Source organism: Pseudoalteromonas sp. A3 (genome assembly GCF_025942345.1).
GTDB lineage: Bacteria > Pseudomonadota > Gammaproteobacteria > Enterobacterales > Alteromonadaceae > Pseudoalteromonas > Pseudoalteromonas atlantica.
Genome location: NZ_JAPCKL010000002.1, coordinates 110289 through 125690 on the forward strand (window position 1 = coordinate 110289; position 15402 = coordinate 125690).

The 15402-nt window shown below is 40.4% G+C and carries 14 protein-coding genes; 4 read left to right on the top strand and 10 right to left on the bottom strand.

Annotated features, from left to right (window positions below; all coding sequences use genetic code 11):
* Positions 1-460: 460 nt before the first annotated feature.
* Genes OIZ54_RS03580 through OIZ54_RS03615 form a run of 8 tightly spaced genes read right to left on the bottom strand, consistent with a single transcriptional unit; the run spans position 461 to position 10949 of the window.
* A complete protein-coding gene (locus tag OIZ54_RS03580; RefSeq protein ID WP_264389743.1) occupies positions 461-1252 on the bottom strand; it encodes a sterol desaturase family protein in 792 nt (263 codons plus the stop codon).
* Positions 1245-1889: a CDP-alcohol phosphatidyltransferase family protein gene (locus OIZ54_RS03585; RefSeq protein ID WP_264389744.1), complete on the bottom strand. Its 645-nt coding sequence runs from the start codon at positions 1887-1889 to the stop codon at positions 1245-1247. The genes OIZ54_RS03580 and OIZ54_RS03585 overlap by 8 nt, the downstream gene beginning before the upstream one ends.
* Positions 1890-1916: 27 nt before the next feature.
* Entirely contained in the window at positions 1917-2555 is a 639-nt protein-coding gene (locus OIZ54_RS03590; protein WP_264389745.1) for an ATP-binding cassette domain-containing protein, read from the bottom strand.
* Positions 2556-2577: 22 nt separating this feature from the next.
* A complete protein-coding gene (locus tag OIZ54_RS03595) occupies positions 2578-4332 on the bottom strand; it encodes an ABC transporter permease (protein ID WP_264389746.1) in 1755 nt (584 codons plus the stop codon).
* On the bottom strand, positions 4329-5606 hold the full coding sequence (locus OIZ54_RS03600; protein ID WP_264389747.1) for an ABC transporter substrate-binding protein: 1278 nt from the start codon (positions 5604-5606) through the stop codon (positions 4329-4331). Before OIZ54_RS03600 ends, OIZ54_RS03595 begins: the two co-directional genes overlap by 4 nt.
* Positions 5593-6423 carry a DUF547 domain-containing protein gene (locus OIZ54_RS03605; RefSeq protein WP_264389748.1) on the bottom strand — a complete coding sequence of 277 codons (831 nt, stop codon included), beginning with the start codon at positions 6421-6423 and terminating at the stop codon, positions 5593-5595. Before OIZ54_RS03605 ends, OIZ54_RS03600 begins: the two co-directional genes overlap by 14 nt.
* A gap of 1 nt (position 6424) precedes the next feature.
* The gene (locus OIZ54_RS03610) at positions 6425-8578 is read right to left on the bottom strand and encodes an FAD-dependent oxidoreductase (RefSeq protein ID WP_264389749.1); all 2154 of its coding nucleotides are present in this window, start codon (positions 8576-8578) and stop codon (positions 6425-6427) included.
* A 16-nt stretch (positions 8579-8594) separates the two neighbouring features.
* Positions 8595-10949, bottom strand: a complete 2355-nt coding sequence (locus OIZ54_RS03615; RefSeq protein WP_264389750.1) for a TonB-dependent receptor — start codon at positions 10947-10949, stop codon at positions 8595-8597.
* A 347-nt stretch (positions 10950-11296) separates the two neighbouring features.
* On the opposite strand from OIZ54_RS03615, the gene OIZ54_RS03620 reads away from it, so the two are divergent.
* Complete coding sequence (locus OIZ54_RS03620) at positions 11297-11710, top strand: hypothetical protein (protein WP_264389751.1); 414 nt, start codon at positions 11297-11299, stop codon at positions 11708-11710.
* 85 nt (positions 11711-11795) lie between these two features.
* Here OIZ54_RS03620 and OIZ54_RS03625 read toward each other — a convergent pair whose 3' ends face one another.
* Positions 11796-12221 carry a hemerythrin domain-containing protein gene (locus OIZ54_RS03625; RefSeq protein WP_004589589.1) on the bottom strand — a complete coding sequence of 142 codons (426 nt, stop codon included), beginning with the start codon at positions 12219-12221 and terminating at the stop codon, positions 11796-11798.
* Between the two features lie 315 nt (positions 12222-12536).
* Between OIZ54_RS03625 and OIZ54_RS03630 the strand changes: the two genes are divergently transcribed.
* The 3 genes from OIZ54_RS03630 to OIZ54_RS03640 are packed head-to-tail and all read left to right on the top strand — an operon-like array spanning position 12537 to position 13348.
* A complete protein-coding gene (locus OIZ54_RS03630) occupies positions 12537-12788 on the top strand; it encodes a hypothetical protein (protein ID WP_264389752.1) in 252 nt (83 codons plus the stop codon).
* 57 nt (positions 12789-12845) lie between these two features.
* Positions 12846-13103 carry a hypothetical protein gene (locus OIZ54_RS03635; RefSeq protein WP_264389753.1) on the top strand — a complete coding sequence of 86 codons (258 nt, stop codon included), beginning with the start codon at positions 12846-12848 and terminating at the stop codon, positions 13101-13103.
* Positions 13104-13129: 26 nt separating this feature from the next.
* On the top strand, positions 13130-13348 hold the full coding sequence (locus tag OIZ54_RS03640; RefSeq protein ID WP_264389754.1) for a DUF6500 family protein: 219 nt from the start codon (positions 13130-13132) through the stop codon (positions 13346-13348).
* Positions 13349-13358: 10 nt separating this feature from the next.
* Here the strand turns inward: OIZ54_RS03640 and OIZ54_RS03645 are convergent, their stop codons facing one another.
* Positions 13359-15266 carry a tetratricopeptide repeat-containing diguanylate cyclase gene (locus tag OIZ54_RS03645; protein WP_264389755.1) on the bottom strand — a complete coding sequence of 636 codons (1908 nt, stop codon included), beginning with the start codon at positions 15264-15266 and terminating at the stop codon, positions 13359-13361.
* Positions 15267-15402: the final 136 nt, after the last annotated feature.

A 15402-nucleotide genomic window follows, 5' to 3' on the forward strand; every position in this document is an offset into this window, starting at 1 on the left:
AAATGGTCAACATATTTGTGTGTTTTATTTACATTTAGTTTACGGTAAGACCAGTTTACCAATTGGAGTTATTAACTAAATCGCTAATAAATTTAACAGCTTACATTATTTGTAATGTTGCATTTTTAATACATGTATTAATATTTTACTTAATTGGTAAATATTAAAGTGACCTGTAGCAATTGCATTTAGCGCTAATTGCGATGATTTACTGCATTAGGCTAACTATATGGCGTGTAATTTTGCTTTTTTACAAAAACGAGAGTTAAAAACAAAGTGAAAGTGGCATAGCATTCAATAGGTTAGTAAACCCTTTAAAGCGCTTAGCTTGTAAAGGTTAAATTATAGGGAGTAAGGCTTTGGCGGGGTTTAATAAGGTAAATGTGTAAATTTAAATACGCATTTACCTTATTAATTTATTGTTTATTTTAAGAGTATTGTAGCCACTTGAAATGGCAACTTATTTACGTTTAAACGGCATAATTAGCAAGCCCCACAGCGAGGCGTTTTGCTGCGGGTTAGGGTATTCTTTTAAGCCTATATCTATGTCGTTATCGGCTTTTTGCGCTTCATTTTTGTAACTACCAAACAGTTTATCCCACCAAATAACGCTAAATCCATAGTTTGAATTGGTTTCGCTCACGCGCTGGCTATGATGAATACGGTGCAGTATTTGGGTCATTAATATGAGCCGAAGTGGTTTTTCTATGGCATTGGGTAAACGTATATTGGCGTGGTTAAACAGCGCTAATCCATTAAGTGCTATTTCAAATATTAATACTGCAATAGCAGGTACACCTAAAGCGGTAACGGCAATCAATTTTATAACTATGCTGAGTACAATTTCGATAGGGTGAAAACGCAAACCTGTGCTGGTATCTACATGGGCATCGGCGTGGTGCACACGGTGCAAACGCCACAAAATAGGCACTTGATGAAAAAGCCGGTGCTGCCAATAAATAACTATATCAAGCAGTAATATACTTAAAATAATAGCAACACTATTTGGTGTGGCTATTTGATTAAATAAACCAATGCCGTGCTCTTGGGTATAAAGCGCTACGGCAGTTAAGCCTATTGGCACACTTAAGCGAGCAATTACAGAGGCTGCAAACACCAGTCCAAAATTGGCCAACCACCGGGTGGTACTTTTTATCGGCGATTTACGGGCAGGCATACGCGATTCTAGCAGCATCATAATAACCAAAATGCTAAAAAAGAACCCTAATCGCCACCAAATTTCATTACTCATTGGCTTGTTTAACCTCATCAGCTTCTTGGAGTTTAAGCGTGTTATACCCACCATGTATACGTGTAAAAATAGTAATAGCGCACGCAGTGGCAAAAATACTCGCCATTAGGGCAAAGTGCTGCGGCCAAATACAAAAAGCAATAAACAGCGCGATGGTTTCTGTGCCTTCGGTTAAACCATTTAAATAGTAAAAGCTTTTGTATTTAAACTGGGGTTTTTCGAGCTTAAATTTTTCGGCGGCTATGGCAAAGGCTAAAAAGCTTGAGCCAGTGCCTATAAAGGTGGCCAGTAATATGCTACCTGCAATGGCGTTTTGCTCGGGGTTTGCCAAAATAAAGCCAAGCGGAATTGCCGCATAGAATAAAAAGTCGAGAGTAATATCTAAAAAGCCGCCAGCGCTTGAACTTAAATTTGCATGACGTGCCAATGCGCCATCTAGCCCATCTAAAATACGATTTAAAGCAATAGCCGTTAACGCTGCGTACCACATTTCATACGCAATTAATGGCACAGCTAATAGGCCTATTAAAAAGCCTGCCACAGTAAGTTGGTCGGGCGTTATACCGCGTTTGTGCATTAACGCTACAACAGGAGTTAACAGTGGCTTTATTACTGGGGTGATGTATTTGTCTAACATGCTTGGTGCCTTGTGCTTTTTGTGCGTTTACTTGGCTAAATTTAAGGTGATCAGTTTGCCGTTTGCAGCCTCTGCATCGCTATGATCGTGAGTTACCATAATAGCGGGCAATTTATGCTCGCGTATTTGGCTAAATACCAGCTCGCGCGTATCTACTCTTAATTGGGTGTCGAGCTTGCTAAAGGGCTCATCAAGTAAAATGGCTTTTGGCTCGCTCAATAGCATACGCAGTAAAGCTACGCGTGCTTGTTGCCCACCAGAGAGGTTGTCGGGGTGGCGATTAGCCATGCCTTTTAATCCTATTTGTTCAAGGGCGTGCTCTATTTTTTCAAGGCGCTGTTTTTTATTACCTTTAGGCATAGCAAAAGCAATGTTACCGCTTACCGATAAATGCGAAAATAATAACGCATCTTGATAAAGCACGCCTATGTGGCGTAAATGTGCGGGCAAGTTATTAATATTTTTACCGTTAAGCCACACTTCGCCATTTGCGCTAAAACCACTGGGTAATGTGCCGGTAAGCCAATTTAATAAACTTGATTTACCACTGCCTGATGGCCCCATAACAGTGAGTATTTCGCCGCCTTTTACCTGCTCGTTTAAGCTAAGTAATTGCTGGTTTTGACGATAAAGCTCACAATTTTTAATCTCTAAAGATGACTGCATTAAAAACCTTTTAATTTATGGGTTAGCGATGGGCGCTTTTAAAAAAGTACTTAGGTAACACCCACGCCAGTATAAAGCCAATGAGTGGCAATGCCATTTGCATAATGGCATACACTGCACTGGTACGCCTACTTGCGCCATTAGCAAGGGTAACCGCTTCGGTTGTGATGGTTGCTATGCGCCCGCCACCGGCTAAAAGCGTGGGGAGGTATTGGCCAAAGCTAATGGCTAAACCAAGTGCCGCCGCAATTAAAATAGGAGCAAATAACTGGGGTAATTTCACTTGTAAAAATACTTTGCAGGGCGTTGCGCCAAGGCTTGCTGCTACATTAGCAAAGCGAGGGTCTAAGCGCCTATAACTGCTCGAAAGTGATAAAAACACATACGGTAGTACAAACAATAAATGGGTAAATACCACATTAAAAAACGCGGCTTGGTTATTTACTAGTTGTTGCAGCCACACTAGCCCAAATAAAAACGCAATACTTGGTACAAGCAGCGGTAAATAAATAATTAAGCTGGTAAAGCGCGACATGGGTTTGGCACTTAACTGCTCTGATTCTAAGCACAAAAGCGTAATAATAATGGCAAATAACGTAGTAACTAACCCTATAGCAAGGGTATTAAAAAGCGGGTTTTGCATTTGCATTAGCGCACTTTTAAAGTGAAGTAGCGTGAGCTGCTCGGGCAGTGCCGCCGGAAAACGCCAAAATCCGGCAACCGACCACATAATTAAGCCAATTAACGAGAGCAAAATAAAGCCAATTACAAATACTGTTAATACGGTTGTTATTTTTTGCCAATAAACGCCGCCATATTCTCGCTCGCCATTGGTGAGTAAATCACTAAATAATGCTTTTATCGCTTTTTCGCCGCCAAGCCAAAGAGCTAGTAAACCACCAGTAAGTACAAGCTGCAATAACGCCCCTGCAGAGGCTTTAATACGCAGGTTTAAATCTACATCGTTAAACCAGTGCATTATAGCGACAGCCAATGTGGGTGGGGTATTTGGCCCCAGAATAAGTGGCATTTCTACACTTGCACTGGCATAAGCCAATACGGCTAAAATAGGTAGACGCAATAATGGGTAAAGGCTTGGTAATATTACTTTAAAAAAAGCCGTCATAGGGCAGTAGCCTAAATTAAGCGCTACTTTATGTTGTTGGCGCAGTTTTTTGCCAAGCTCAGGTTGGGCAAGTACACCTAGCGCCATTAACAGTAAAAAAGGCAGCTCTTTGAGGGTTAAGCCTAAAATTATACTAATTCCAAACGCGTCATGCGGAAACAGTCCGTTAGGCGCAAGTTCCCACCCACTAAACCAAGGCGATACTAAACGCGAGATCATTCCCGAAGGCGCAATTAAAAAACCAACCGCAATAGCCGCTGCTGCGTGGGGTATTACGAGTATTGGGCTCAGTAAACGCTGAATACGGTTAAGCCACGGGCTATTAAAAAATGCCGCTAAAATCATTAATGTAATGGTAAAGGCTAGTAAGGTACTTATTAATCCGCTGCCAACACTTAGCATAATCATGTGTGTTAGGCCGGGTGTTTGCATAAGCATAGTAAAGCCATGTAGGCCAAGTGTTGTATGCTCAAGTACCGGCGCATAACCAAAAGCGGGCAATAGCACACTAATTAAGCCGCCTATTACAGGTAAAATAAGCAATGCCAGTAAAAATCGTGGGCTTAATGTCACTAATTTACTAAACATATCGGCGCTTTTATGTGGTTTAAGCGTTGAGCTCGCTGCTAACTTATTTGAAACAACACTCATTGGCTTACTCCAAAACGCGTTTGCCAACCTTGCAAAATAGCATTTACCCAGCTTGGGTGAGGCTCACTTAGCGTGCGTTTAATACTATTTAAAGGCAGGGCACTTGGATGCGGTTGCGTTGTTTTAAATAAGGCTTGTTGCTGTGGTGTTAGCGTTGATTGAATAAGTACGCTTTTATCGCCCCATATAGGCGCTTTTTGTTTTTGAGCTTGCGCTTCTGGACTTAATAAAAAATTAGCCACTAACTGCGCACTTTGTGCATGGCTTGCATTATAAGGTATGGCTACAAAGTGGGTGTTACTTAAACTGCCATCTTGCATTGCATAACTGCGAATACTTTTAGGTAAATCATAACGTTTAACGGCTGCGGGCACTTCGGGTGCTGAAAACGTAAACGCGATGCTTAGCTCGGTGTCGCCTACTAAACGGCGCATTTGTGCGCCACTTTGCATAAAGTGTTTCCCGCCGCGCCAAAGTGTTGGGTGCAGCTTATTTAAAAAATCCCATAACGGGTTTAATACTTGGGCTGTGTTTTTTGCAGTAGCTGGCTGATTTAACTGTGCTTTAAGTGTGTCATCGCTTTGTTGATGTAGCATAACAAGCGCGTATTTTAAAAAGCTCATGCCTAAAAAGTCAGGCGGCTTTGGGTAGCTAAAGCGCCCTGGATTTTGTGCGCTCCAGCTAAGTAATTGGTTTAGGGTTGTTGGTAGTGTGTTATTTGCAGTGCCGTCGATTGCTAAACTGTCGTAGTAAAAGGTGAGCGAGGCTTGGCCCCAAGGTGCTTCCATCCCGTTGGTGGGTATTCCAAAATCAAAATTAACAGCGGGGTTATTGCTAGGGTCGGTGTAGCTAAAATTAGGCAGCTTATTAGCCCATTGTTTAAGTAATAACGAGTGCTCGCTCATGGTGGCAAAGTTAGCACCGTTTATCCAAATTAAATCTACGCTGCCTTTATCGTTATTGTTTGCTGATTTTTCGGCAAGTACCCGGCTAACGGCTTCGCTGGTATCACTGAGTTTTACATGGACTAAGTTAATGTTGTATTTAGCTTTTACTTGCTGCGCAGCCCATTGAATATATGCATTTATTTGCGCATCGCCGCCCCACGCATAAAAATATACGCTTTGGTTTTTACCTAAGCTTTCTATTTGTTGCCAACGGCTTTGTAGTTGTGTACTTGCTAGGCTTTTAAAGCTAATAACAAGGCAAATGCAAAACGCGACACAGCAAAAGCTGTATCGCGATAATGTTTGCCAACATTTATTGGCGAGCATTTAAATCCCAGTTGTAGTCTAAAAACTTAACTTTTATGTCGTTATTTTTAAGCGCTTTTTGCTGAGCGGGTATCAGTTTTAGTGCTTTAGGGTATTGCCAAAAAAACTGCTGCAATGTGTTGGCGCCTTTAAAACCTTGTTCAAAATCATCGCCGTACCACTTAAATATTGAAGATACACTTAGCGTGTTACCTTGCGCTATATTGCGGGTTGTATCTGATAAAAAACGCACCGTTTGCGCTTGCAATTGGCTTTCTAAATCAGTGGCAGTGTAGGCTTCTTCACGTAGGGCTGGGCAGCCAATACTTGCGCAATTTACAGCAAAGTGAATGCGTGGGTCGTTGTATTTACCACTGCCACGTATTAAACCATGTTCTATATCATCAAGGCTGCGCGTTTTACCAAGTAATGGCACAAACTCTTTGCTCCATGGTGAGCTAAAAAAGCTGCCTAAATCTTTAATTGATTTAAGGTTTGGGTATTTTGTTAATATTAGTTCAACAGTAAAGGCGTTATACGCGTTGATTAAAAACGCCAGCTGCTTTGGTTTTTTCCATGTATCAAACTCATTTTGCGTAACAGCCGATAGCGAATCTAAATAGCTTTTAAGCTCGCTCTGCTTAGCTTTTATTGCTGCGTAATCAACCTCTGTGCTGTGGCCATGATTAATAGCTACAACATGGTTGTTTAATAATGCGTTCCAGCTCTCGTGCATGTTTTGAGCTTGGGCCGAAAATGACGTTGCAAACGATGTTGCAAACGATGTTGCAAGCAAAGCAGACCCTAACAATAGCGCTTTTAAAGGTGTTTTAAACATATTAGCCTCTGCGCCATGCGTGGTATTTTTCAAGCATGCTAAGTACTTTTTCTGGTGCGTGAGCGCGTTTCCACTCACCTGCAGCGTACTTGTTACCTTCAGCCCAAGTAGGGTAGCTGTGAATAGTGCCCAGTATTTTGTTAAGGCCTAAACCGTGTTTCATTGCCAGTACAAATTCAGCTATTAAATCGCCAGCGTGCTCAGATACCACAGTAACACCGAGTATTTTGTCTTTGCCTTTTGGTGTAATTACTTTAATAAAGCCTTTGGTGGCGCTGTCGGTAATGGCGCGGTCTAGCTCTTCAAATTCAAAGCGAGTGATTTCATAGTCTATGCCTTTATCAATAGCGTCTTGCTCGTTTAAACCAACACGTGCTACTTCTGGGTCAATAAACGTAGTCCACGGTATAACACGGTAATCTACTTTAAACTTTTTAAGATTACCAAATAAGCCATTTACTGCTGCGTACCAGCCCTGATGAGCGGCTACGTGCGTAAACTGATACGGACCTACAATATCGCCAGCGGCAAAAATGTTAGGGTAAAGCGTTTCAAGGTATTCGTTAGTGACTACAGTACGGTTAGTTTCTATACCAAGTTCTTCAAGGCCGTAACCTTTAAGGCGAGCGCTTCGGCCCACAGCACATAGTAGCTCATCGTATTCAATATCGATTTCGGTATCATTATGTTTTACCACAATGAACTTTTTGCCATCGCGCGCTTCACAGCGCAGTGCTTGATGCGATGTTAAAATGTTTACGCCGCTCTCAATAAGCGCTTCGTGAGCAAAGGTAGACACTTCTAGGTCTTCTTTGATCATAATACGCTCTGCCATTTCAACTTGCGTAACATTTGAGCCTAAGCGTGCAAAACTTTGTGCAAGTTCGCTACCAATTGGGCCGCCGCCAAGTACAACAAGCTTTTTAGGGGCTTCTTCAAGCTCAGCAAATTTAGTCCATAATGTATCGCTTGTTACATAGCCTGTTTCTTCAATACCCGGTAATGGCGGTACAAATGGGCGTGCGCCTGTGGCAATAACAATCGTGCGAGCGGTTAATGTTTGCGTGCCACCGTGGTTAAGCTTAATTTCTACAGTCCACGGGTCTAATAATTTACCGTAGCCTTTTACTACATCTACGCCTAGGTTAGTGTAACGCTCAACGCTGTCGTGCGGTGCGATGTCGGCAATTACTTTATGTACTCGTGCCATTACTTTTTTAAACGAAAACTGCGGTGCCGCGTTTTCTAAGCCATAGTGTTCACCGTGGCGAATTTGCTCAGCAATTTTAGCGCTTTTAATAACGGCTTTACTTGGCACACACCCGTAGTTTAAACAATCGCCGCCCATTTCGCCGGCTTCAATTAGGGTTACTTTGGCTTTAACCGCTGCTGCAATGTAGCTTGTTACTAAGCCGCCAGCACCTGCGCCAATAACAATCATGTTGCGGTCGAACTTTTTAGGTTTAGTGTAATTTTTGTATACGCGACGTTTTTTAAACACGTTTAAGATTCCTTTAGCAATAAAAGGGAATACACCCAATAAAGCGAACGATAAAATAAGATCGAGCGATAAAATGCCAGATAAGCTCTCTATTTGCGCAAGTTGCGTACCTGCGTTTACAAATACAAATGTACCCGCCAGCATGCCTATTTGGCTTACCCAATAAAAGGTCCATGCTTTAATGGCGGTAACACCCATCAATAAGTTAATTAAAAAGAACGGAAATACTGGCACTAGCCTAAGCGTAAATAAGTAAAAGCCACCTTCTTTTTCAACGCCTGCGTCAATAGCGTCTAAGCGCTCAGGAAAACGTTGTTTAATTGTATCGCGCAATAAGTAACGCGACACTAAAAAGGCAAGCGTAGCACCTACCGTAGAGGCAAACGAGGCAACCAATAAGCCTTCAACTAAGCCAAATAACGCACCTGCGGCCAGTGTTAATATAGCCGCCCCCGGTAATGAGAGAGCCGTTACCACTACGTATAATAAAAAGAAGCCACCAAAAACCAATAATGGCGATTGCTCTTTATATTGGCTAAATTGATCCATCGAGCCTTTTAAGCCTTCAAGCGTAAGTAACTGGTGTAAATTAAAGTGAAAGAACAAGCCTATAGCCGCTGCTGCAATCAATACCAAAAATAGTTTTTTAATCATGTTCTCTCAACCGCTCTTAAAAATTATGGGTTAGTGTTAATTTTGCGTTTATTGGTAGTTCAGGAAATGCCAATGTTGCGCCAAAGTAACCCCCTTCAAATACTGGGCGCCAGTTTTTTTGATTAGTGACATTGTTTACATCTAATCGCAACTTAGTGCTAGGCGTAAAAGCGTAGCTAGTATTAACGTTTAGCGTGTATTGATCACGAATTTTAACTGTTGCTAAAAAGTCTAATGGGTAACTCTTTGTATATAGACCTGAAAAACCCATTTGCCATTTCGAATTAATTGAATAATTTCCGTTAAAACTGAACGATTGCTCAGGAATGCCCTGAACTTGGCGGTTTGAAGGTGCAAACGCGGTAAAACTTGGTGCGCCAACGCCGGTACCTGCAATAATATCTGGGCGTGAATTGTCAAACGCATCGATTACTTGAGCAGAATCTTGACTGCTTGCAGAATTGTCGTAACGAGCGTCTATGTAGCTGTAACCCGCACTTAGCCAATATGGGTAGGCATCGTAAAATACTTGGCTTTCAAAACCTGTAGTACGAATACCTGTATTGCTGCCGTCGCGATTACGTAAACTACGGCGCTGGCTAAATACCGCGCCATCAGCGTACCAGTCTCTGTCGGTTGGGGCGTACTTTAAGCCAAACTCAACTAAGGTGTTTTCGGTTGCAAAATTTTGTGCGCTAATCGCGTTATCGCCACCAAGTGATGTACCGCCAGCCATACTGTTTGATGTTGCTTCGTTATAACTTGCTGCACCATAAGTGGTGTAATCACTATTTAATTTGTAATTAAAGCTAACTTGGCCAGAATGCAGTATTTCGTTAATGCTGTCGCTTGCGGCAACTTGACCTTGTGGTGCAATAGGGTCGTTTGCTTCTACATCGTAAAAGTCAACGCGGTAACCCACACTGGTATGAAGTTTATCGCCCCAATCTGAGTCTTGCTGAATAGCAAGCCCGGTTTGCCATGAACGTGAGTCGGTGGTGTCTGATAGGTTAAAGTCGCCGCTGCCATCGTTATCTAGATCGTATTGGCCGCCAGGTGATACAAATACACCTGGGCTTAGCTCTACTAAACGTGCTTTTTGTGCATCGGTTAAGGGTATGCGGCGGTTTGAAAGTGGGCCTGTTAAATCAATTGGTAAATCGGCCTCGGTAGTAAATTGGCTGTAGCCAAGTACTTTGTTGTAGCGTACGTCAAAAGCAAAAATTGTTTGTTGGTCACTATTCCAACGGTAGGTAAGCTCAGTGCGGTTTTGCGCTGTATCGGCGCCGTCTATAATTTCTACAAAGCTGTTTTGGGCTATTTCTTCACGCTGTAAATGCTGAAAATACGTAATGTTTTTAAGTGAGGCATTAGCACTTAGCTCACGCTTATAAATGCTGTGAATTAAATAAGTGGTTGCTTCGTTTTGGTTATCAGGGTCGGTAAGTACGGTGCTGCGATCTATTTTTACTTGCCCAGTAGGCGATACAATAGAACCCGCTGCAGGTACGGTACTGCCATTGGCTTGCACGCCTTGGCCGGTAATATAAAGGCCATCATCAATTAAGGCTTGGGTAGGGCGGTTAATACCAGCGTTGTCGGTAAATTCAACTTGGTATAGCTCAAAGTTAATATCCCAACTGCTTTTATCATCGGGCAATATGCGTAGTGCTGCAAATAAACTGTCGCTTTTAGTGCCTGAGTAATCGTAGTAACTGCCTTCATCGAGGTGCTCGTAACTTACTCTTAGGCCCACTTTATCTTTTATAATGGGGGCAGTGTAATCTACTTGCGCACTGTATTGATCCCATCGCCCCGCTGAGAGCTTAACTTTACCTTTACTTTCATCTGTAGAGGCAGCCTTTGAGTGTAAATTTACAAAACCACCGTTACGTTGGCTTGAACCAAATAAAACCGGCGGTGCGCCTTTTACTACATCTATTTGTTCTACAGAATTGAACGATAACGGCACACCAAAGCCATTATTACCTGCTTGGCGGCGTGTACCATCTTGAAAAAGCTCACCTAGCTGGCCACGAATAGTAGGTAAGCTGGGCGCACCAAAGCCACTTGCAGAGTAAGTGTTTGGGCTTACGGCTAGTACGTCTTGTAGGGTAGTAATATTTAGTTGCTCTATTAACTCGCTTGAAATAGGCGTTACTGAGCGTGCTATGTCTTGCAGTGCAAGGTTGTCGCCGAAGGGGCCGTTAATAGTGGCATCTTTTACAGAAAGCCCTTGAGATTTAATCGTTTGGCCTGCTACTTCAATACGTTCAATTGAGTCGGTATTAGCTGCAGATTGTGCCGCATGAGCATAAAAATTAGGTGTGAGTGAAGCGGCTATAAAAAGTGCCAAATATGAATGTTTCAAAAGGGTTCTCATTTTGGTTAGTGTGAATGTGGCAATAAAGACCTGCAGCTTTGTGAATAACTTTCAGTAAATATTAATTCTTTTTGTTTTTTAGAATGAAACGTTAAAAGTTTAGCACATTGCTCAAAAGCGTTATTCAGTTTTAGCCACTATGTTTTTGTTTTACAAATACTGTAGTTAGTTATTGCCATAATAGGTCGTAATTTATAAATAGCGGTTTTATACGCAAACAAACGTAAAGCAGGGCACCGAATTTATTAAAAAATTATACATTAAGATGAAATAAAATATGTGTTGAGCGGTCTTGCTAGTTTCAACATTAAATTATTTAGTTTTAAGGAAATTTTATGACTGGTACAACAGGTACTGACTTTCAAAATCGTTTGCAATGGTCGCTTTTTTCGCTACGCCTAGGCGTATTTATTGTAATGATTATGTGGACGTTTGATAAGTTTGTTAACCCTGGGCATAGCGCTCGAATTTTTGAGCATTTTTATGGTATTGGCGGCTCTACAGATGTGGTTGCTTATGTACTGGGGGCGTTACAGCTTATTTTAGTGTTGGCTTTCATAGCGGGTATTAAAAATCGCCTTACTTATGGCGTTATATTTGTAATGCACGGCCTTTCTACGCTTTCATCTTATAATCAGTATATTGATGGCTTTAATAACTTATTGTTTTTTACAGCGTGGCCAATGTGGGCAGCGTGTTTTGCACTGTATGTGTTACGCGAACAAGACGTTAAATTTACCATTAAGTAGCGCAGCAAAAAAAATGGTTATAAGCCATACGGCTTATAACCAATAAGTACACAAGGGAGTGTATGGAAGTCGGTTTAATTAATAACTAATGCATGGCATCGTTGTACTGTTTAGCTAGGCTTTCTTTTTGCCCTTCGGTTAGGGCTTTACCCGCTAATTGAAATACTTCATGTTCTTCTTCACTTAAATGATGATGCACTAAATGGTGCAATTTTTTAGCAGCAACTAACCATGCCGATGAGCTCATTTCGGTGTCTTCAAGTTGTTCAATTAATTCGTCAATTTCATGGTGTTCAGCAACGCTGTGGCGTGCTTTTTCGTGCGTTAAATCGTCAAACATGAGTGGGTTATAAAAATAACGCTCTTCAAATTTTGCATGATCTTCTAATTCTGTTTTTAGCTCGTCCATTAGCTTGTGGCGCTGCTGTGTATCGCCGTGCGTTTGAATAAGGGCATCTACTAACTCGCGTTGTTTATCGTGGTCGTGACGTAGCGCTTCAAAAATATTCATAACTCTTTCCTTGCTGTAATTGCTTTATAAACTTTTAAAAGCAAGCGCAGTGCCAAATTTAATATGTTGATATAATTGACTTTAATGTACTTTTGGTTGGTTTGGATGGCGTTGCTCTGTAACTTTTACACATAAACAGCTGCAATTTTTTCAGATTAAAAGAGGTGATTGCTTTTGACGCTACATAAGCTTACATATTTTTACTGGTTGGGTATTTTATTGAGGTGGTAAAGTAGCGCATTATTTGGGTACAAGCTGTACATACTTGCCTTACCTATATTTTTATAAAACTTTAGATATTAGGATAGTTTAAGGATGAACTTAAAAAGCCCCACTACAGCATTATTACTGTGCGCGTTATTAAGTGCATGTAGTACAGCCGAGCATTCTGAACGACGTGTATGCATACAAAAGGCAGAAATGACTGAGCTAAATGGCGCTAAAACAAGCTCAGAGGTTTACAATGAATGTGTAAGCGCTCAAATAAAAAAGGATGCTAAAGGCGACACTTTTTTTGATGAAGTTGGTGTGTTTTTTATTGATCTACTTGTTTTAATAGCCGACTAAGTAAGCAAACTTACAGCTATAATTTAAAGCACAAGGGTGCGTAAAATAGGATTGAATATGAAAGCGTTTTTAATTGTATTTTCATTGTGTATATTTTTAACTGGCTGTGTGGCAAAGCCTTATGCGGGCTCTGCAAAATGTATGGAACAAGCTGATATAGCTTATGAAACCAATATACATAAAAATGAGCCGCTAAATAATGAATGCAAAGCTACAAAAGTAAATACGCCTAATAAAGAGTTTCAGAATCATAGTATTGTTGATAGAAGTCTTTTACAGCTAATTGTTAGTTTTTTAAACGGTATATTTAGATAATTAAAATACAATTAAATAAGGTATGTATGCAGGAAGAACTAAAAGCAAAAATTATAGCTGTATGCGATAAAAAAATAGCAGCCAAAGTCGAAAACGTAGGCCTTTCTTTTTACGCTTTTTTTGCAAATAAAAACGACAATCCAGAGCTGCTGATGCAAGCCGCTACGTGGTGGATACACACCCATAAGTTAGATCACTTTGAAAAAGCGATAAAAATAAAACAAATGATTATTGAAGGTGACTAATAACGTATATTTACGCGATTGCTATTTGGTTTCTACCATTTTCTTTTGCTTTATAGAGTTGTTGGTCTGCACGTTTAATTAGCTCGCTAAGTGAGTCGCTTTTAGCATCACTTATTGCCACGCCAGCACTAAAGGTAACGTGTGTTTTACTTGGCAATGCCTCAATATGACTACAGTACTGCGCTAACTTATTTTCAAGATTTTCAAAAAAGTCGCTTATTTTATCGCGATTTTGCGTTTTTAAAACAAATAGCCACTCTTCGCCGCCATAGCGGCCAAACTTATCGTTAGTACTTAGTGTGTCTTTTGCTGCTTGAGCAAATTTTATAAGTACTAAATCTCCTATATCGTGGCCAAATTTGTCGTTAATAGCTTTAAAGTAATCTAAATCGACAATGGCTATTGCTAGGCTCTGCTGGGATAAACACTCATTTGCTTTTTGCAAAATGCCACGCCGGTTTAAGCTGTTAGTTAGGTAGTCGGTTAATGCTATAGCATGGTATTTTTTACGTTGGCGCATTTGGCGGTAAAATAAAAATAGCGACACGATGACTAAAATAAAGGCAATTGAGGCACTTAAGCGCCAAATTATTTTTTGCTGGTGCTCTTCTGTTGCCTGCAATTTGTTTATGTCTTTTTCGTATTCTAGCTGTAAAATTTTGTCTTCTTTTTCTTTTACTTCAAATTTAACTTGCAAGGTTTTTATATTGGTTTCGCTGGTGGCTTCGTAGTGTTTTATTGTATAAGCAAGCTCATCTTCGATTGCTTTAAATGCATCTTCGGTGAAGTTAAGTTGGCGCTTTAATTTATAGCGTTTGCTTAAAAAATCAGCCTTATAAATGCTGCGGCTAAATTTATCTAGGTTTAAAAATACTTCGTCGTTTACTTGGTTGGCTTTATTTAATAAATTTTGTTTTGTGTAGATGTCTGATAATAAAATCATTGATGCTAAATGCATGTCGTTAATACCGGCAGAGCTTGCAAGTGCAATATTTTTGTTTGCAAGCATTAAAGCTGTATCGTAATTACCCTGCAGGTATTGAATATTTGCAATAGAATATTGAGCGAAGGCTAAACCTTTTTTCATATTAACTTTGCTAAAATAAGCTAGCGCTTTATTTAAGTATACAAGCGCGTTTTTAGGCTGACCGACCTCAAGTAATACGTTTCCTAAACTCCAATAAGCTTTAGCAGTAAATAGGCCGTCGCTTGTTTGCTCGTAGGCATCTACCGCTTTTTGGGCATAGTAAATGGCTTTTTCTTTATCATCTTTGTAGAGGTAGTTGTAAGCGTCGGCAATTTTTCTAAAAAAGTAGCCCTGCGAGGCTATGTCTTCTTCCTTTATAGCAAGCTCTAAACCTGTTAACGCCGCACTTAGCGTTTTTTTAAGTTCGTCGGTTTCGGTGTAGTAATAGGCTATAGCCCGAAAAACAATGATTTTTTCGTTAGGAGAAAGCTGTTTTACCTGCGTTTGCAGTTGATTAGCAAGCGATTGCGCATTACTTAACTCTTTGTTAATTGCGAAAAGCTTAAGCTGAGCCTCTAAAAATAGTAGGTGGCTGTTTTTATATGTTACAAGCTCAGTACTCTTTAAATACATTAGCAAATGGGTACTTAGCGCGGTGTATTGTTCTTGTCGAAAAAGTAGCTCTGAATATAAGGCAGCCGCTTCAAGGTGCAACTGTTTATGCTTTGTATGTTTAGTGACGTTATAAGCGTGGGTTAGTTGTTTTTGGTGTAAAAGGTAATCTAGCTTGTTGGCTTTAATATCACTAAGCAGGCTTTGGATTGATTTTATATCAGATGAAGTTAGTGAAGAGCTACTGGCAAATGTAGCACTACTAGTTAGTAAAAATAACAGGAGCACAAAAAAGCGAAACCACACCATATTGATTTTTATTATTATATTGTTCGTCATTTATTTTTTACTGAATCAACACCTAAAACGATATAACTAACTATAGCATTGCTTGTAAATAACAAGTTAATACTTTATTGGGAATACACCACCACATCCCTTTAAAAACCCCATTTTCTAGTAAATAAGTATGAAA